The following is an 18,120-nucleotide window of genomic DNA, read 5'->3' as shown; positions in this document are numbered from 1 at the left end:
TCTCGTTACCCAGTTATACGGACCAGGGTCCGGATGTCGAAAGGGTGACGATGATCGTGACGGAGCAGGTCGAGGTCGTGCCCGGCGCCGACCGCAGGCGCTGGCGCAACGAATGGCTCGACTCGCGGCAGTCGTTCCCGGTCACCGGCAATTTCGTCCTCGAGGATTATGCCCACGGTCTACTTCTCGTGCACAACGAGGACATCGTCGACCCGGGCGAGGGGTTCGATACCCATCAGCACCGCGACACCGAGATCCTCACCTGGGTACTGGAAGGCGCCGTGGTGCACCAGGATTCCGCCGGGCATTCGGGCATGATCCGTCCCGGACTCGCGCAGCGGATGAGCGCGGGTGCGGGCATTCTGCATTCGGAGCGCAACGGGGCGGGCTACCGCGAGAAGCAGCGCCTGCACGTCGTGCAGATGTGGATTCCGCCGGAGGAGACCGGCGTCGCGCCGAGCTACCAGGAACTCGACATCGAGGGCGAGCTCGCCCGCAACACGCTGGTGCCGGTGGCGTCCGGGATGCCGCGCCATCGCGGCGAGGCGGCGATCGGCATCGGCAACCGTCATGCCGTCTTCCACGTCGCGCGTCTCGACCCCGGTCAGGCGATCACGGTCCCCGACGCGCCCTACGGTCACGTCTTCCTCGCCCGCGGCACCGTCGACTACGAGGGCTACGGCGCGCTGCACCAGGGCGACGCCGTACGCCTGACAGCGGCAGGCGGCCACCGCGTGACCGCGGTGACCGCCGCCGAACTGCTGATCTGGGAGATGACCGCGACCGCGCGCCGCTAGACCTTGCGGATGACGGTGACGACCTTGCCCAGAATTTGCGCGTCGTTGCCGGGGATCGGTTCGAAGTGCGGGTTGTGTGGCATCAGCCACACGTCCTTGCCGCTGCGCTTGAAGGTCTTCACGGTGGCCTCGCCGTCGATCATCGCGGCGACGATGTCGCCACCCTCGGCGACATTCTGCTGACGCACCACGACGAAGTCGCCGTCGCAGATCGCCGCGTCGATCATCGACTGGCCGACCACCTTGAGCAGGAACAGCGAACCCTCGCCGACGAGTTCGCGCGGCAAGGGAAAAACGTCTTCCACTGCCTGCTCGGCCAGGATCGGGCCACCGGCGGCGATCCGGCCGAGGACGGGGACGAACGTCGGAGTCGGGCGACTCGGATCTACCTCGTCGGTCTGCTGGGGCAGCGTGGTGACCGAGCGGACCGCCTCGTCGAGTCCACGAACATTCACCGCGCGCGGGCGATTCGGGTCGCGGCGTAGGTAGCCCTTGCGTTCGAGGGCGCGCAGCTGATGGGCCACCGAAGAGGTGGAGGTGAGGCCGACCGCGTCACCGATCTCGCGGATGCTGGGCGGATAGCCCCGTTCGGTCACCGAGGAACGGATGACATCGAGGACCGTGCGTTGACGCACGGTGAGATCCGTTCCGGATCCCGATGTGACGGTGCCGGTGCCGCTTTCGTCACCCGTGTCGTCTGTGTGGGTCACCGTGTCCCGCCCTTCTGAGGAGTCGAATTGGCCATCTCGAGGCTAGTCGGGCCACGCCGAACAATCAAACATCTGTTCGAGCATGTCGGGCGTTTCGTGCTGACAGGGACGCGGGGATCTGGTAGAAATCGAACATCAGTTCGTCGCACAGGTGTTCGAACAGCGGGAGGCATTGCCGCCTCACCAGTACTTTCTCGCAGCAGCGGAGCACACCACCCCGGAGGTTCTTCCGATGAGCACAGCAACCAGCGCCCTGCGTTCCTCAGACCCCACCGCCGCCCCGGAGCCGATGCTCCGCCGACGCCGGACCGCCCGCACCCCACGACCTTTCGCCTTGGTCCGCCCGGCGATGCCGCAGCCGGTCAGCAGCGAACCGCACGCGGTCGAAGCGTCGTCGACCACGATGCTCGCCGACGCTGTCTCGATCCGTCGACCCGCCGCGGCGCCCACGAATGTCGCGCGCAGTATCGTCCGATCCGGCGTGTTGAGCGTGCCCGCGAACAGCCTGCCTGCCGCCGAACCGGCCGATATCGTCCATCGCGCTCGACGCATCGCGCTCACCGACGCCGAACTCGATCTCGCCTTCGCCACCGTGCCTCGCAGTGCGCCGCAACGCCGTGCGGTTGTTCGCCCGCCGGTCGATCGCGGACCGCAGTACCGCGCGCCGCGCAGCGAACTGTCGCTCTACGTCCGCGGCCCCGTGCGGACCGGCCGTGCCAAGGGTATGCATCCGTTGCATCGGGTCGAGCGAGCCAAGGCGGGCTTCGCCGCGCTGGCTGTCACGGCATTGGTGACCGCGCTGATCGTCGTGGCTTTCCTCGGTCTGGCGCACGTGCGGGCCGGCAGTTTCGTCGACCACGTCGACTCGACGATTCCCGGAACCTCGGAGCAGGCGGGCTTCGGGTCCGGCGCGCGGTTCGAGCCGGGCCGATGAGTGGAAATAGCTGCGCGGAAACGTTTTCGGGGAGGTTTCGGCAGCCCGCGAGGTCATCGGTATCGACGAATCGCATGCTGAAACTAGAACACGTTGCTACGGTGACGGGCATCCTGCATCGAGGCCGGGGCCTCGATCGAACCCGGATGCGAGGTCTCGGTGCGCCGCTGCTCGGTCGCTCTACTGCTCACTGTGGTGCTCGGTGCGCTGCTGGCGCCCGCCGCGCACGCGGTTCCCGCCTATGCCGCCTACCTCGATCTGCCTGCTCTCAACGGTGACGGCGAATACTGTGGCGGCCTGCACCCCGAGCTCCCGTTGTCGCAGCCACCGCTGCGGGAAGCACTGACCCAGGCGCGGGCCGACGGCATCGACCCGGCACGGTATGCGACGTTGCTGCACCAGTATTGGCTCGTCGTAGCCACCGACAACGCCGCGATAGACCTCGAAGCCTGGGCGCCCGAGCGGGGTGTCGCGGCCAATTCCGCCACCTTCAGCCAGGTGTACGTGAACTACTTCCGCCTCGCCGCCGCCCGCTCCGATCTCTACTGGGCGGGCATGGCCGGCATCGCGGGCGCGTCCTTCGCCGCGGGCTTCTTCGACGTCGGCGACGTCGCCGACGTCGTCTCCGTCGGCGGGATCCACGACCTCGGTAACGCGGTGGCCGGCCTGCTCCGTGCCACTCCGCCGGAACTGCTCACCGGGGTACCGGCCGACATCACCGCCCTGGCCGTCCTCGGTCCGCGGCTGACCTTCGCCGACCTCGCCTGGTATCAGACCCGGTTGACGATCATGCAGAAGCACATCTTCGTCGACCTGGTCCCGATGCACGAGGCCTACCTGGCCGACGGGATGGCGGGTATCGACGAGATGTTCGCGGCCGGTCTGCTCGACGACGGCATGCGGGTGGCCTGGACCGGGATCGACGGCGGCACCGAAGCGGGTCGCGCCGACGCGCTGGTCGCCATGGCCGACCGGGAACAGAACCAGATCGTCGCCGACCAGTGGGATGTGACCGCGCGTGGCCGCGACGGCATGGGGCGGGTACTCACCTATGTCACCACCGTCGCGGGCAAGCCCGCCGTTCCCGGCACCCGTGCTCCCGGCGTGTACGCCCCGGTCACGGTGTGGTCGCCGATCGCCGCGGGGCAGCCGCTGGGTCTGCGGACGCCGCTGCCCGCGTTCAACTGGGCCGACCGCGAGACCCGCTGGGACTACATTGCCGCCGACCTGCTGCCACGCCATCTCGCCCTCGCGACCGACGCGGCAGCCGCGGCGACGGTATATAGCGAACCGTTCGCGGTCAAACTCGACCGGGGCCGGATGCTGGCTCGGTTACCCGACATCATCGCGGACCTGACCACGCAGTGGCAGGTTGTGCCATCCTGACCGGTATCCTGTCAAGAGCCATGGAATAGAAATGCGCATCGACGAAGGAACCCTCGGATGCATTGCCCGTACTGCCGACACCCCGACTCGCGCGTCGTCGACTCGCGGGAAGCCGAGGAAGGTACTGCGATCCGTCGCCGTCGATCCTGCCCGAGCTGTGGGCGCCGATTCACCACGGTCGAGACTGCGATCCTGTCGGTGGTCAAGCGCAGTGGCGTCACCGAGCCGTTCAGCCGCGAGAAGGTGATCGTCGGTGTGCGCCGCGCGTGCCAGGGTCGCGAAGTCGATGACGACGCCCTGAACCTGCTCGCCCAGCAGGTCGAAGACGCGGTGCGCGCGAAAGGCTCTCCCGAGGTGCCGAGCCACGAGGTCGGTCTCGCCATCCTCGGCCCACTGCGCGACCTCGACGAAGTGGCGTATCTGCGCTTCGCCTCGGTGTACCGATCCTTCACCAGCGCGGCCGATTTCGAACGCGAGATCACCGAGATGCGCGCGGCCCGCGAGGCGGCCGCCGTCGCCGCGACCGACTGATCCGCGCCGCGACCTCGGTGGCGCCGTGGCGAAACCGCAACGCCCGCACCGATTTCAGCGACGGATCGTGCTGATCGCCTTCTCGATGCGCTTGGCCGATACCGGGTACGGCGTGCCCAGCTTCTGAGCGAAGAGACTTACTCGCAGTTCCTCGATCATCCACCAGATCTCGGTGACCTCACGGGCATTCTTGCGCCCGGGCGCCAGCGCGCTGACGAGCTTGTCGTAGGCGACGAGCATCCGATCCACCTCGACCATCCCCTGACGGTCGCGCACCGCCGAGCCCGGAAGCGATTCCAGGCGCTGGGCCGCGGCCAGGAGATAGCGCGGGAGCTCACGCAGCCGCACCCGTCCCCATTCGGCGACGAAACCGGGGAAGAGCAGGTCGTCGAGTTGCTGGCGCACATCATCGGCGATATCGGTTTCGAGGGTGTCGGACAGCGCAGCTCGCGCCTGCTGGGCGGCCGCCAGGACCGGCACGACGGTACGGATCAGGGCGACGACCGCCGTGGACAGTTGCGGGCGGACGGCCGCCACGAGCTTGTCGAACTCCGCGGGCGTGCGAACCGGGCCGCCCGCCTTGGCGATGAGTTCGTCCGCGGCGGCGATCCGGCAGTCCTCGACCAGTTTGTCCAGCGACCCGTCGGGGTTCTGACTCAGCGCCAGCCGATCGCGGGCGGGCAGTCCGGCGGTGACCGCGCGCGTCGAGGTCGGGATCGCGGCGAGCAGCAGGGTACGCACACCCGCTCGCATCGCGGCCGCCTGCTCGCCGGGCGAGCTCAGGACTCGCACCGCGACGCCCTCACCCTCGGGAACGAGGGCCGGGTACCCGGTCACGGTCTGGCCCGCGACCTCGCGGCTCACGGTCGGCGCGACCGAACCGAGCGAGTCCGATGTCCACACCGTGGCGGGCGCACGCTCGGCACCGGCGGTCGCACGGGCCACCGACGCCGAAACCTGATCGGCCAGTTGCGCTTTGAGCTGCGGAAGACTCTTGTTCTTGGCCAGCACCTTGCCGCTCTGATCGACCGCGGCGAAAGTCATCCGCAGGTGATCCGGCAGCGCGGTGGGGGAGAGGTCCTCGGTGGTGATGGTGACCGAACCCAGCCGCGACAATTCTCGGGAGAGCCCGGTGCGCAGCGGTTCGGCGCGCGGGGTCAGCGCGCGCAAGGCCGCCGACGCGAAGTCGGGCGCGGGAACGACCGCGCGCCGCAACGTCTTCGGGAGGGTTTTGATGAACGCGGCGGCCAGTTCTTCGCGCATGCCGGGGACCAGCCAGTCGAAGCCGACCGCCCGCACGTGCGCGAGCTGTTCCACCGGGATCCGCGCGGTGACGCCGTCGTCGTCGCGCCCCGGCTCGAACTGGTAGGTCAGCGGGAAGCTGAGCTCACCCTGGCGCCAGGCGTCGGGGAAGTCGGTCGGGTCGAGCGTGGCGATACCGGCATTGACCACGGTGTCGGTCGAGAAGTCCAGCAGCGCGGGATCATTGCGCTCGGTCTTGCGCCACCAGCTGTCGAAATGGCGCACCGACACGATGTCGGCGGGGACGCGCTTGTCGTAGAACTCGAACAGCACCTCGTCGTCGACGAGGATGTCGCGTCGCCGGGCCCGATGTTCGAGGTCGGCGACATCGTCGATCAGCGCCCGATTGCGCGCGAAGAATCCGTGCCGCGTCTGCCATTCGCCCTGTACCAGGGCATGGCGCAAGAACAGCTCGCGCGAGAGCTCCGGGTCGATGCGCCCGAAGTCCACCGGCCGCCCGGTCACCAACGGCACGCCGTACAGCGTCGCCCGCTCGTAGGCCCGTGCCGAACCACGCTTGGACGACCAATGTGGTTCGGAGTAAGTACGTTTCACCAGATCGCCGGCGAGCCGTTCGGCCCACTCCGGCTCCACCTTCGCCGCGATCCGCCCCCACAGCCGCGAGGTCTCCACCAGTTCGGCCGCCATCACCCAGCGCGGCGCCTTCTTGGCCAGCGACGACCCGGGGAAGATCATGAACTTCGCATTGCGCGCCCCGAGGAACTCCCGCGACTCCGCCTCGCGCACACCGATATGCGAGAGCATGCCCGCCAGCAGCGACTGGTGGATCTGCGTACTCGGCCATGGCATCGCGTCGTCATCGGACGAATCCGCCGACCCGGCAATGACTTTCACGGGCGCGGCGTGCTGCCCACGTGGGGCTCCGCCGCCGCGGCGCCGAGACCGTCCGCCCGCTTGGCGCGAGCCATCGGCCTTGGTGCCCGCACGGTCGGCGGTGGCGTCGGAACCGGAGTTCGTCTGTTCTCGGCTGGCGCCCGCGTCGTTCCAGCCCATCCCACGGGCGATCGTGCGCAGCTGGCCGTGCAGGTCCTGCCACTCCCTGATGCGCAGGTAGTGCAGGAACTCGTCGCGACACATCCGGCGGAACTGGTTGGACGACAGCGATTTCCGCTGCTCGGTGAGGTAATCCCACAGCCGCAGGTAGGCCAGGAAATCGGAGCCCTCGACAACGAAGCGCGCGTGCTGGGTGTCGGCCGCCTGCTGATGCTCGACGGGACGTTCGCGCACATCCTGAATCGACAGCGCCGCGACAATGATCAGTACCTCGTCGAGGCACCCGTTGCGCTGCGCTTCGACGAGCATGCGCGCCATCCGCGGGTCCACCGGTAGCTGGGCCATCTCCCGCCCGATCGGCGTGAGGGTGAGATGTCCGCCCGAATCAGCTTCGCCATCAACAGATTTCGTGCTCCCGTGCGCCAATGCGCCCAGTTCTTCGAGCAGGGCGATGCCGTCGCGAATGGCGCGCCGGTCGGGGGCCTCCACGAACGGGAAACTCTCGATGTCGCCGAGCCCGAGCGCCGTCATCTGCAGGATGACCGCCGCGAGGTTGGTGCGCAGGATCTCCGGCTCGGTGAACGCGGGCCGCGCCTCGAAATCGTCCTCGGAATACAGCCGGATACAGATACCGTCCGCCACACGACCACAGCGACCCGATCGCTGCCGCGCCGAGGCCTGCGAGACCTCTTCGATCGGCAGCCGCTGCACCTTGGTGCGCATCGAATAGCGCGAAATGCGGGCTGTACCGGGGTCGATGACGTAGCGGATGCCCGGCACCGTCAGCGAGGTCTCGGCGACATTGGTGGCCAGCACCACCCGGCGCCCGGTATGTGGGGCGAAGACCTTGTGCTGTTCGGCGGCCGAGAGCCGCGCGTACAGCGGCACGATCTCGGTGCGGGGCAGTTTCAGGTCGCGCAGGGCGTCGGCGGTGTCACGGATCTCGCGTTCGCCCGACAGGAACACCAGCACGTCACCGTCGCCCTCGGCGAACAGTTCGACGACCCCGTCGGCGATGGCGTCGGTGGGGTCGCGGTCGACGACGCGGGTGTCCTCGTCCTCGTCGGCGCCGGGGAGTTCCAGCGACAGTGGCCGGTACCGCAACTCGACCGGATAAGACCGGCCCGACACCTCGACAATCGGCGCGGGAGTGCCCTGCGCGTCGGCGAAATGGCGGGCGAACAGTTCGGGATCGATCGTCGCCGAGGTGATGATCACCTTGAGATCGGGCCGCTGCGGCAGCAACTGCTTCAGGTATCCGAGCAGGAAGTCGATATTGAGGCTGCGTTCGTGGGCCTCGTCGATGATGATCGTGTCGTAGCGGCGCAGCATCCGGTCGCGCTGGATCTCGGCCAGCAGGATGCCGTCGGTCATGAGTTTGACCAGCGTGCGATCCGACGCCTGATCGGTGAACCGGACCGTGTAGCCGATCACGTCACCCAGTTCGGTGCCCAGTTCCTCGGCGATGCGCTCGGCCACGGTGCGCGCGGCGAGCCTGCGCGGCTGGGTGTGCCCGATGGTGCCGCGGATTCCGCGACCGAGTTCGAGGCAGATCTTCGGGATCTGGGTGGTCTTGCCGGAACCGGTCTCACCGGCCACGATCACGACCTGATGGGCGGCGATCGCCGCGGCGATGTCGTCGCGGCGCGCGGAAACGGGGAGTTGTTCGGGGTAGGTGATCTGCGGAAGCGCCGCGCGGCGATTGGCCACGCGGGTTTCGGCCGTGGCGACCTCGGCCTCGATGGCGGGTAGGTCGTCGGGGCGCGCACGGTCGAGCTTGCGCCGGAGCCGATGTTCATCGCGCAGCGAGACCTCCGCCAGGCGGGTGCGCAGCGCGCGGGTTCCGGTGCTAGCTGTCCTGGTCATTGCGCCTACCAGCCTAGCGAAGCCCGCCACCGGTTTTCCCCCGCGTTGCCCGCTCGCGCCCTCGCGGAGACCAACGACACACCGCGACGTCTGCCCGTCGCGGTCCGCGCGTCCCGTGATCACGCGCGACGCGACGGGCGTGCGAGCTCGAGCTCCCGGTCAGTGAGGCTGCGTCATGCGAAGATCCCGGCACGAGCGGTCGATGGGCGCAGCAGGACCGCCACAGCATTCGGAGAGGGCGTGACATGAGTGCATCGGTGCGGACGGCGTGGTGGATCAGGGCCTACCGGATCGCCTTCGGTGTGCTCGGGATCCTCGCCCTGGTGTGGATTCCGCTGCGCAACATGGACTCGGCGAGCTTCTCACTCACGAACTACCTGAGCTACTTCACCATCGAGTCCAACATCTTGACCGTGATCGTGCTGCTCGTCGGGGGCACTCTCGCCCCGCAGAGCCCGCGCTGGCAGACGTTTCGCGGCGCGGTCACCCTGTACATGCTCATCACGATGGTCGTCTACGCGGTCCTGCTGGCCGACGTCGACGTGATGCTCACCGACAAGTGGATCAACGATGTCCTGCACCGCATCGTGCCGCTGGTCCTGCTGCTGGACTGGTTGTTCGTCGCGATGGCCGCGCGCCTGCGCCCCAGCCCGGAACTGATCGGCCTGTGGCTGATCTTCCCGGTGGCCTACGGCGTCTACAGCCTGATCCGCGGCCCGATCGTCGACTGGTACCCCTACCCGTTCATCGACCCGCGCACCCAGGGATATGTGTCGCTGACGATCGGGCTCGCGGTATTGCTGGTGGTGTTCGTCGTGCTCGCGGTTGCCATGGCGTCGCTGGGAGACCTGCCCGCTCGGTGGCGTGAACGCAAGTCCGAAGTCTGACCCACGGCGGGCCCGGTGCGCGGGTTCGTGCCGGGTGGGGTAAATGTGGACCCATGAATGCGCTCTGGCATGGATTCGCCGATATGGGTGCCGTCAATCGTGACGGTGCGTTCGTTGTCGCTCGCGGCGAGGGCGCCTACGTCTTCGACACCGCGGGCAAGCGCTACCTCGATGCCACCGCCGGGCTGTGGTTCGCCAACGTGGGGCACGGTCGCGGGGAGATCGCCGACGCCGTCGCCGATCAGTTGCGCACCATCGCGCACTACTCCAACTTCGGCGACCTCACCGAAGCCCCCACCCAGGAACTCGCCGAGAAACTCTCGTCGATCGCGCCTGTTCCCGGCAGCAAGATCTTCTTCACCTCCGGCGGCTCCGATTCGGTGGAGACCGCGGCCAAGCTGGCCCGCCGCTACTGGCACGAACAGGGCCGCGCCGACAAAAAGATCCTGGTCGGTCGTCGGTTGGCCTACCACGGCATGCATTACGCGAGCACCGCGCTCGGCGGCCTGACGCCGAACAAGGAGGGCTACGGCGTGCTGGTCGCCGACACCCGCACGGTCGAATGGGACGACGCGAAGTCGCTGCTCGCCCTGATCGAAGAGGTCGGCGCCGAGCAGATCGCCGCGTTCTTCTGCGAACCGATCATCGGTGCAGGCGGGGTGTACCTGCCGCCCGAGGGCTACCTGGCCGAGGTCCGCCAGATCTGCCGCGACCACGACATCCTGTTCGTCGCCGACGAGGTCGTCACCGGGTTCGGCCGCATCGGTGGCTCCTGGTTCGCCTCCACCCGCTTCGATCTGCAGCCCGATCTGATGACCACCGCCAAGGGCCTCACCTCCGGCTACCTCCCGATGGGCGCGGTCTTCATCGCCCCCCACGTGGCCGAGCCCTTCTACGCCGGTGGCACCTGGTTCCGCCACGGCTACACCTACGGCGGCCACGCCGGTGCGGCCGCCGCGGCCCTGGCCAACCTCGCCATCGTCGAACGCGAAGGTCTGCTCGAAGAGGCCGCCCGCCTCGAATCCACCCTGCACACCGCGTTGGCGCCCTTGGCCGATCACCCTCGCGTCGCCGAAGTCCGCAGCGGTCTCGGCGCCGTGGCCGCGGTCCAACTCGCCGACCCCTCCGAAGGCCCCGCCCTGGTGAAAACGCTGCGCGAACACGGCATCTCGGGCCGCGCCGCCGGAGCGGGCGCGATGCAGATCTCGCCCTCGTTCGTCATGACCGACGCGCAGGTCGCCGAGCTCGCTGCCGGATTCGCCCGCGCCCTCGGCTGATTCGTCCGCCGGTTCAGTGGTACCCCGGGGGACTCAGTCGTCGTCGGTGAGATGGCGGAGGCGGGCGTTGAGATAGCGCTGCTCGGGAATGCTGGCGGTGAGTTGTGCCGCGCGGCGGTAGCTTTCGAGGGCCGCGGGCCGGTCGCCGATCAATTCGAGCAGGTGGGCGCGCACCGCGTGGGTGCGGTGATGGCGGACCATCAGCGGGTCGTCGAGTAGCGGATCCACCAGGGCCAGACCGTCTCTCGGGTCGAAGGCCGTGCCGACGGCGACCGCGCGATTGAGCGTGACGATCGGGCCGGGCGCGATGCGGTCGAGCATGGCGTAGAGGATGCTGATCTGATGCCAGTCGGTGCTCGCCCACGTGGGAGATTCGGCGTGGACCGCCGCGATCGCCGCTTGGAGCTGGAACCGGCCGACGTGACCGCGGGGCAGTACCCGCTCGAGGATCGCCACTCCCTCGGCGATCATCGGTTGATCCCAGCGCGTGCGGTCCTGCTCGGCCAGCGGCACCAGTTCGCCGTCCCGAGTGCGGGCAGCGCAGCGGGCGTGGGTGAGCAGCATCAGGGCCAGCACACCGGTGATCTCGTCGTGGTCGGGGATCACCGCGTGGAGTTGGCGCCTCCTGCCGCCACACGTCCTCGACCGCGCTCGCGTCCATCGGTCGGTTCAGCTCATGATCGATCGCAGTTCGACGGTCTCGCCAGGGCCTGCGAACTGCGCGGCGATCTCCTCGGCCCGTGCCCGATCCTCGACATCGATCAGGAAGAACCCGGCCAGATGCTCCTTGGCTTCGGAGTAGGGACCATCGGTGGCCAGCGGCTTGCCGTCGTCCCAGCGATACAGCCGCGAGGACTCGGGCGCACCGAGCGCCGCACCGCTCACCAGTTCGCCCCGCTCGCTCATCTCGCCGAGCAACGCCTCGAAATCCGCGGTGATCCGCCCGCGTTCCGCAACGGGCAGCGCCTGGAATTCGGGCAGGTAGTCACCGGTCGGGTGGCCCCACGGCTGGGGGTTGGAGTGGATCAAGATCACGTACTTCATCGTGGCTCCTTCGCGATCGCGGATGCGTCCCGATGACCCATCCTCACCTGGAACGTCGGAGTCGGCCACGCTGTGTCTACATCATCTCGCGCGGAATCAGGAAGGTTCGAGCGCCACGGTGAAGAATCGGCTCAGCGGGTCGGGGGAGTAGCTGCCGAACGGACCGCACTCGGTGAACCCGTGGCGCAGGTAGAGGCGGCGGGCCGGGGCGAAGAAGTCCTCGGCGCCGGTTTCCAGGCTCAGCCTGCGGTACCCGCGTTCTCGGGCTACCGCGACCAGGTGTGCGAGCACGGCGGCGGCCACACCTCGGCCGGTGTGTCCGTCAGCGGTGCGCATGGACTTGATCTCGGCGTGCCCGGCATCGAGTTCCTTCAGGGCGCCGCACCCGACGAGATCGTCGCCGGACCACGCGCTCCACACGGTGACCGCGGGATCGCGCAGGGCGGTGAGGTCGAGGGCGTGCATGCTGCACGCGGGGGTGGTGTCGGCCATTTCCCGGTGGTGAGCGGCCAGCAGGGCACGGACGTCGGCGCCGGAGAGATCGTCGGCCACCACCCGGAGTCGGTCGACCGCGGCAGTCGGGTTATCGGTCATCAGTCCAGTTTGCGGGTCGATGGAGCCGGCCGACTATCCGGGTCAACTACCCAGTGTGCTCGGCGAACGGGGTGGCGTCCCGGGCCGTGCGTCCTGACCGTGGAAACAACCCCGGGACCGTGACCGGGGTGCGAGCATGGTGGAGCGGGTGTCGACTCGAAAGTGGTGGGGTGTGGCCGATTTCGTGGAGCAGTATGCGTTCGTGCGGTGGCCGGTGGTCGCCGCGTTCGTGCTGGCGTCACTGATCGTGGCGACTCGGCTGACGAGGCGAACACCGCCGGCTCACCGTGTCGATACCGCATCCGACAGCGCGCACCTGCTCATGTGCCTGGTGATGCTGACCATGCTGGTGTTCCCCGCCGCCAGCGATCCGCACGCGATGCGCGGGCTGCTCACCGCCCTCACCGTCGCGTTCGCGATCCTGCTCGCCGAACGCGTCATGGGGTGGCGCACCGGATCGCAACCCGACGGCGTGCTGGCACTCGGGTATCACACGATCGCCGCCGCGGCGATGCTCTACGCGATGGCCGGGCACGGGGCGGTGCACGGCGGCACCGATGGGGCTAGCTGGCCCGCCGTGGTGCTGGCGGTGCTGTTCGGCCTCGACGCGCTGCTCGCCCTCGGTACCGTCGGTCACCGGTCACGCTGGCACCGTTTCGTCCATCCCGCCGGTTCCCACCCGTTGACCTCGGCCCTGGTGCCCCATGTGGTGATGGATATCGGGACCGCGTTCATGCTGATCGCCGCGATCGGCCGGTGAATACCGATCCACAACCGCTCGCGCTGCGAATTGCCTTAGTGTGGGCAGGAATTCGACGATGAGCGGGCAGCGCGGTCCCCAACCGCCGTCGGGGGTCCGCGATGACGGTACGCGCGTCCCCGCGATCGTCCGCGGCGCCGACGATCGCGAGGAGATGCGCGCGCTCTATCGCGCCACCGGCCCCGCCGCGTTCGGATTGGCGCTTCGGGTGCTGCACCGTCGCGCTGCGGCCGAAGATGTCGTCCGTGAGGGATATCGGCGTGCGCGAGCGGCGCAATGGATCGTCGACGAGGACGACACCGACCGGGAACCTGTTTCCCGGTCCGCCGAATCCGCCGACGACACGATGGTCGGCCCGCCGTCGCGGCCGGGCCCGGACCTCGGCACGCCATGGGGCCGTTCGGCATTCGCCGCCACCGAACAGCGATCCGATCTGAGCCCCGACCTCTCGGGTTCGATGGACCTCGCCTTCGGTCGCGGCGTCGTCTACACCCATAACGGTTCCCGCCTGCCCGATGGAGGCGTCGACCACGTCGACTCCGGCGCTCGTTTCGAGGGGCCGGATCACCTCGGCGCCGACTATCCGGAGGCTCGCCACGGCGGCGCCGATGACGGAGGCGGGCCCCGCCATCCCGACGCGGACCACACCGGTGTTGCCTCTCCCGGCCCTGGGGGGTCCAGCCCCGGCAACACCGAGGGGGACCATCTCGACATGGCCCACTGGGACTTCGGTCACCTCGGCGCGTATTGGCCCGATGCCCGACAGTTCGGCATCGACACAGAACGTCCGGGCCCCGACGCGGCCACTGCCAACGACAGTCCGGCGTTCACCCCCGACCAGTCCTGGCTACTGGCCCAGATCCATCGCCTCGCGGTCCAGCGGCTGCGACTGGACCGTCGCGGCGGCGACGACATGCCGTGGCTCGCGGCCGCGGCCAGACTCGGCTTCGACGACCCACTCGACAGCCGCTGCGAAATCTTCGTTCTCGCCTACTACGGCGGCCGCACCTACCGTGCCATCGGCCGCGAACTCGGCCTGCGCGTGCCGATGGTCACGAGATTGCTGGCGGAGAGCATCGAACGGCTCGCCGAGCAGCGGATCGACCGGTGGACGGCCAGACAGTCGTGGTGCCCGCCGGGCTCGGTCCTGTCACTGGCCGACGCCTACGCGCTCGACGCGGTTGCCGAACTCGAGCACCACCACATCGAGAACAAGCTCACTGTCACCACCGCGAACAGTCTGTCGCAGTTCGCCACCCGCGTCCGTGGCGTGCACGAAGTGCTCGCGCTGCTGGCCGCCGACGACCAGCACACCCCGCCCCGCAATCTCGAAACCCGCATCCTCGCCGACCTGGGCACCGCACCGCAACGGCGCGGTCACTGGACGGCCAGACCGCCCTGGCTGCGTCGCTTCGGCGGTCAATCGGAGGGCTAGGCGTACCCGCGCCTTCGCTGCGGCCGGTTCAGAGCACCACTACGTGATCTTCGGCGACGCGCCCACCCAGGCGCACCCAGCCGTCGGAGTCCCATTCGGTGTAGAGCTGTGAGCCCTGCCCCTGCGTGATGATCAGCCCGCGACGCAACTGCCCGGTGAGCGCGACCGCCGCCGCTCCGGTCGCCTCGTCCTCGGCGATGCCCATCGCCGGGGCGAACATCCTGGCCCGCAGCGCGCCACGCGACTCGTCGGTCCACGCCCAGAAGAAGTGCTGGCCGGCGGTGAAGTCGCCGGGCGCCAATGCCGCCAGCTCCTCGGCCGAATCCAGTTGCCGGAAAACGAATTTCGGCGCCCACTCGGCGCGCGCGGTGATCCAGGTCAGGCCGTCTGTCCGGGTGACGGCCACCGGGCCCGCGGGCACCCGCAAGGTGTGCACCGGCGTGCGCTGGACATCGAGCCACCACGCGGTGCCGACGGTGGGATGCCCGGCGAAGGGCAACTCGACGGCGGGTGTGTAGATGCGGACGTCGGCGACGCCGTCGACCGGATCGGAGACCACCGTGGTCTCGCTGAACCCCAACCTCGCCGCCAGCTCCTGCTTGTCGAGGGCGACGACATCGCCGGCGCGGGCGATGCCGAGCGCGTTGCCGAGATTTCCGGCCGGATCGGTGAACACTCGGACGACCTCGACCTGGATATCCGGGGCATCGGGCACATCATGTGCGTTCATGATCGTGAGCCTACCGGCCCGCTCAGCGGCGCCGAGCGCCCCGCCGTGTCCGTTCCACGCAGCAGCGGCCCCGACCCGGAAACCGGATCGGGGCCGCTCAACACCTGCGGGAACAGGCGCGAAACCGACTCAGACGGCGGCCGAGGCCAGCGCCTCGGTGGACGCCACGGCCTGACCGACGCCGGCGACGATCGCCGCCGCACGCAGCGACTCGAAGATCACCTCGCGCGACACACCCGCCTCGCGCAGCGTCTTCTCGTGCGCTTCGAGGCAGTGCGCGCAGCCGTTGATCGAGGAGACCGCGAACGACCACAGCTCGAAATCGGCCTTGTCGACGCCGGGGTTGCCGATGATGTTCATCCGCAGACCCGCGCGCAGGTCGTCGTAACGACCGTCCAGGAAGGCCTTACCCCGGTAGAACACGTTGTTCATGCCCATGATCGACGCGGCGCCGAGCGCGGCCTCGTAGGCCTCGGCCGAGAGCACGTCGGCGGCCTCCTCGGCGACCTCACGCAGGGTGGTGGCCGAGCGTGTGGCGGCGGCCGAAGCCAGCAGGGTGCCCCACAGCTGCTGCTCGTTGAGCACCGTGGTGCGGGCCAGCGAGGACAGATTGAGCTTGAGGTCCTTGGCGTACTCGGGAAGAGAGTTCTTCAGGTTCTCGATGCTCATGACAGTGGGGCTCCTTCAGGGTGGTTCGGTGGGGAAGTGGTTCAGACGCTGGCGGTGAGCAACTCGCCCGCGTTGATGGTCGGGTCGCCCTTCTTCCAGTTGCAGGCGCACAGCTCGTCGGACTGCAGGGCGTCGAGCACGCGCAGCACCTCGTCGACATTGCGACCGACCGAACCGGCGGTCACCGAGACGAACTGCACCTCGTTGTTCGGGTCGACGATGAAGGTGGCGCGGTCGGCGACGCCGTCGGCGTTGAGAACACCGGCGGCGGTAGCCAGTTCACGCTTGAGGTCGGACAGGATCGGGAAGGGCAGGGTCTTGAGATCCTCGTGCTGGGCGCGCCACTGGAAGTGCACGAACTCGTTGTCGACCGAGGCGCCGAGGACCTGCGCGTCACGATCGGCGAACTCCTCGTTCAGCTTGCCGAACGCGGCGATCTCGGTCGGGCACACGAAGGTGAAGTCCTTGGGCCAGAAGAACACGATGCGCCACTTGCCCGCGTGGTCGTCGCTGGTGATCTGGGTGAAGTAATCGTCGGGCTGCTGGGCGTCGACCTTGGAGAGATCGCCTCCGATGACGGCCTTGAGGTTGTATGCCGGGAATTGGTCGCCGATGGTCAGCAGAGCCATGCTTCGTCTCCTCAGTGGTGGTGTGGTTGATGGTCAGCCTACTGAAAGGTAAAGCCGATTGCTGGTCGTACACTGATAGGTGTGAGTGATCAGACTTATCAGCCAACCCTGTCGCAGCTGCGTGCGTTCGTGGCCGTCGCCGAATACCGGCATTTCGGCACCGCCGCAGCGCGTTTGACTGTGAGTCAACCCACGTTATCGCAGGCACTGGCATCACTGGAAAACGGACTCGGGCTCCAATTGATCGAGCGCAGCACCCGCCGCGTGCTGGTCACCGCCGCGGGGATGCGGCTGCTGCCGCAGGCCATGGCCACCCTGGAAGCCGCCGACCGATTCGTGGCCTCGGCGACCGGCGACACTCTCGGCGGCACGCTGCGCGTGGGCATCATTCCGACCGTCGCCCCCTACGTGCTGCCCGAACTGTTGCCCGAGTTACGCCGCAAACTGCCCGGGGTGCTGCCCCAGGTGGTCGAGGACCAGACCGCGCGGCTACTGGAGGGTCTGCGCACCGGTGTGCTCGACGTGGCGGTGCTCGCGTTGCCGAGCGAAGCGAACGGCTTGGTCGAGATTCCGCTCTACAGCGAGGAATTCGTGCTGGTCACGCCGCGCGGCCACGAGCTCGCCGGCCGTACCGACCTGGCCGCGCCCGCCCTCGCCGACCTACCGCTGCTGCTGCTCGACGAGGGCCATTGCCTGCGTGATCAGACCCTTGACCTGTGCCGCTCGGCCGACGTGCAACCCGGGACGGTCGGCGATACCCGCGCCGCCTCGCTGACCACGGTCGTGCAGTGCGTGGCAGGCGGGCTCGGCGTGACGCTCATCCCGGAGATGGCCGTGGCCGCCGAGACCGCGCGCGCGAGTCTGGACACCGCGCGCTTCGCGACTCCCGCTCCTGGCCGCACCATCGGGCTCGCCTATCGGGGGTCCTCCGCGCGGGCCTCGGATTACGAATACCTCGCCGCGATCATCCGAGCCAAGCGCCCTTTCTGATCTCCTCTGTTCGGAGCTGTCGGGCAGGCTCGAATTCGGGATCGCGGTGCACCACGACACCGCGCCGCTGAGGGATCGGTCGTGGCCACGCTCGATGAGAGCGCCGGGGTCGAAAGTCGTTGTGCCGCTGGGGGCGCGCCTTTCGGTGCGCATGGGCGCGCGCACGATCCGCGCGGGGTGAGTGTTCACAGGCGGGAACTGTGTGACGCATTCGAATTCGAGGAACGCTGTAACGCTTGCTGGAGCTTCGAAGAAGTTTTTAGCGGATCTCTATACGCTGATAGCAGTGGTATACAGCGAGTCGGCTGATCAACGTCGTTGCAGATGAATTTTCGCAGGGTGTACACCCCCCGTGCGTTGGCACGCGCGAGAATTTCGCGGAGTAAATTAATTGCCCATAATAACTCGGCAATACAACGGTATATCGACTGCTGCTGACCGGCGGAAAATTTGCTTCAGCTAACTATTGGCATTCTTTAGGTCGAGGAATGTGTAGCGAATCTCGAACGCCCACGACACTCTATAGCTATATGTGTGGCGAGGCAAGGGGATGCGACATATTTAC

General features: G+C 68.1%; 17 protein-coding genes. 9 read left to right on the top strand and 8 right to left on the bottom strand.

What is annotated here, in order from left to right; all coding sequences use genetic code 11:
* Positions 1 to 50: 50 nt before the first annotated feature.
* Positions 51 to 797 carry a pirin family protein gene (locus tag NS1_RS24130; protein ID WP_062988038.1) on the top strand — a complete coding sequence of 249 codons (747 nt, stop codon included), beginning with the start codon at positions 51 to 53 and terminating at the stop codon, positions 795 to 797.
* Here NS1_RS24130 and lexA read toward each other — a convergent pair.
* Positions 794 to 1,432 carry a transcriptional repressor LexA gene (lexA, locus tag NS1_RS24125; RefSeq protein ID WP_235569435.1) on the bottom strand — a complete coding sequence of 213 codons (639 nt, stop codon included), beginning with the start codon at positions 1,430 to 1,432 and terminating at the stop codon, positions 794 to 796. The two genes, NS1_RS24130 and lexA, sit on opposite strands and share 4 nt — an antisense overlap.
* A 307-nt stretch (positions 1,433 to 1,739) precedes the next feature.
* On the opposite strand from lexA, the gene NS1_RS24120 reads away from it, so the two are divergent.
* The 3 genes from NS1_RS24120 (at position 1,740) to nrdR (ending at position 4,358) form a co-directional block, all read left to right on the top strand.
* Positions 1,740 to 2,441 carry a hypothetical protein gene (locus NS1_RS24120; RefSeq protein ID WP_157125364.1) on the top strand — a complete coding sequence of 234 codons (702 nt, stop codon included), beginning with the start codon at positions 1,740 to 1,742 and terminating at the stop codon, positions 2,439 to 2,441.
* 159 nt (positions 2,442 to 2,600) lie between these two features.
* Positions 2,601 to 3,827: a hypothetical protein gene (locus NS1_RS24115; RefSeq protein ID WP_084503955.1), complete on the top strand. Its 1,227-nt coding sequence runs from the start codon at positions 2,601 to 2,603 to the stop codon at positions 3,825 to 3,827.
* Positions 3,828 to 3,884: 57 nt separating this feature from the next.
* The gene (gene nrdR / locus NS1_RS24110) at positions 3,885 to 4,358 is read left to right on the top strand and encodes a transcriptional regulator NrdR (RefSeq protein WP_056811361.1); all 474 of its coding nucleotides are present in this window, start codon (positions 3,885 to 3,887) and stop codon (positions 4,356 to 4,358) included.
* A gap of 54 nt (positions 4,359 to 4,412) precedes the next feature.
* On the opposite strand, the gene hrpA is transcribed toward nrdR, so the two are convergent.
* Positions 4,413 to 8,540 (bottom strand): ATP-dependent RNA helicase HrpA, encoded by a 4,128-nt coding sequence (gene hrpA / locus NS1_RS24105; protein WP_062987966.1) that lies wholly within the window; start codon positions 8,538 to 8,540, stop codon positions 4,413 to 4,415.
* 245 nt (positions 8,541 to 8,785) lie between these two features.
* On the opposite strand from hrpA, the gene NS1_RS24100 reads away from it, so the two are divergent.
* A complete protein-coding gene (locus NS1_RS24100) occupies positions 8,786 to 9,427 on the top strand; it encodes a Pr6Pr family membrane protein (RefSeq protein ID WP_062987964.1) in 642 nt (213 codons plus the stop codon).
* A 53-nt stretch (positions 9,428 to 9,480) separates the two neighbouring features.
* Positions 9,481 to 10,704, top strand: coding sequence for an aminotransferase family protein (locus NS1_RS24095; protein WP_062987962.1), 1,224 nt, complete (start codon positions 9,481 to 9,483; stop codon positions 10,702 to 10,704).
* A 33-nt stretch (positions 10,705 to 10,737) separates the two neighbouring features.
* On the opposite strand, the gene NS1_RS24090 is transcribed toward NS1_RS24095, so the two are convergent.
* The 3 genes from NS1_RS24090 to NS1_RS24080 form a co-directional block, all read right to left on the bottom strand.
* Entirely contained in the window at positions 10,738 to 11,310 is a 573-nt protein-coding gene (locus NS1_RS24090) for a DUF6596 domain-containing protein (RefSeq protein WP_255284667.1), read from the bottom strand.
* Positions 11,311 to 11,373: 63 nt separating this feature from the next.
* Entirely contained in the window at positions 11,374 to 11,748 is a 375-nt protein-coding gene (locus tag NS1_RS24085; protein ID WP_062987960.1) for a YciI family protein, read from the bottom strand.
* A gap of 96 nt (positions 11,749 to 11,844) precedes the next feature.
* Complete coding sequence (locus tag NS1_RS24080; RefSeq protein WP_056811344.1) at positions 11,845 to 12,342, bottom strand: GNAT family N-acetyltransferase; 498 nt, start codon at positions 12,340 to 12,342, stop codon at positions 11,845 to 11,847.
* A 148-nt stretch (positions 12,343 to 12,490) separates the two neighbouring features.
* Here NS1_RS24080 and NS1_RS24075 point away from each other — a divergent pair, with 148 nt between their 5' ends.
* On the top strand, positions 12,491 to 13,102 hold the full coding sequence (locus NS1_RS24075; RefSeq protein ID WP_169812825.1) for a DUF5134 domain-containing protein: 612 nt from the start codon (positions 12,491 to 12,493) through the stop codon (positions 13,100 to 13,102).
* A gap of 58 nt (positions 13,103 to 13,160) precedes the next feature.
* Positions 13,161 to 14,537, top strand: coding sequence for an RskA family anti-sigma factor (locus NS1_RS24070; RefSeq protein ID WP_062987955.1), 1,377 nt, complete (start codon positions 13,161 to 13,163; stop codon positions 14,535 to 14,537).
* Positions 14,538 to 14,565: 28 nt separating this feature from the next.
* Here NS1_RS24070 and NS1_RS24065 read toward each other — a convergent pair whose 3' ends face one another.
* From NS1_RS24065 to NS1_RS24055, 3 genes are all read right to left on the bottom strand, one after another.
* Complete coding sequence (locus tag NS1_RS24065; protein ID WP_062987953.1) at positions 14,566 to 15,267, bottom strand: PhzF family phenazine biosynthesis protein; 702 nt, start codon at positions 15,265 to 15,267, stop codon at positions 14,566 to 14,568.
* A gap of 129 nt (positions 15,268 to 15,396) precedes the next feature.
* A complete protein-coding gene (ahpD, locus tag NS1_RS24060) occupies positions 15,397 to 15,936 on the bottom strand; it encodes an alkylhydroperoxidase, AhpD family (protein WP_056811333.1) in 540 nt (179 codons plus the stop codon).
* A 41-nt stretch (positions 15,937 to 15,977) separates the two neighbouring features.
* The gene (locus NS1_RS24055; protein ID WP_056811330.1) at positions 15,978 to 16,565 is read right to left on the bottom strand and encodes a peroxiredoxin; all 588 of its coding nucleotides are present in this window, start codon (positions 16,563 to 16,565) and stop codon (positions 15,978 to 15,980) included.
* An 81-nt stretch (positions 16,566 to 16,646) separates the two neighbouring features.
* Here NS1_RS24055 and NS1_RS24050 point away from each other — a divergent pair, with 81 nt between their 5' ends.
* Complete coding sequence (locus tag NS1_RS24050) at positions 16,647 to 17,555, top strand: hydrogen peroxide-inducible genes activator (RefSeq protein WP_062987951.1); 909 nt, start codon at positions 16,647 to 16,649, stop codon at positions 17,553 to 17,555.
* Positions 17,556 to 18,120 lie beyond the last annotated feature (565 nt).

Origin of the sequence: Nocardia salmonicida NBRC 13393 (assembly GCF_001613085.1) — a bacterium.
In the GTDB taxonomy this organism is placed as follows: Bacteria; Actinomycetota; Actinomycetes; order Mycobacteriales; family Mycobacteriaceae; genus Nocardia; species Nocardia salmonicida.
The sequence above is the reverse complement of the archived record's forward strand: the minus strand, read 5'-3'. Positions and strand labels throughout refer to the sequence as shown.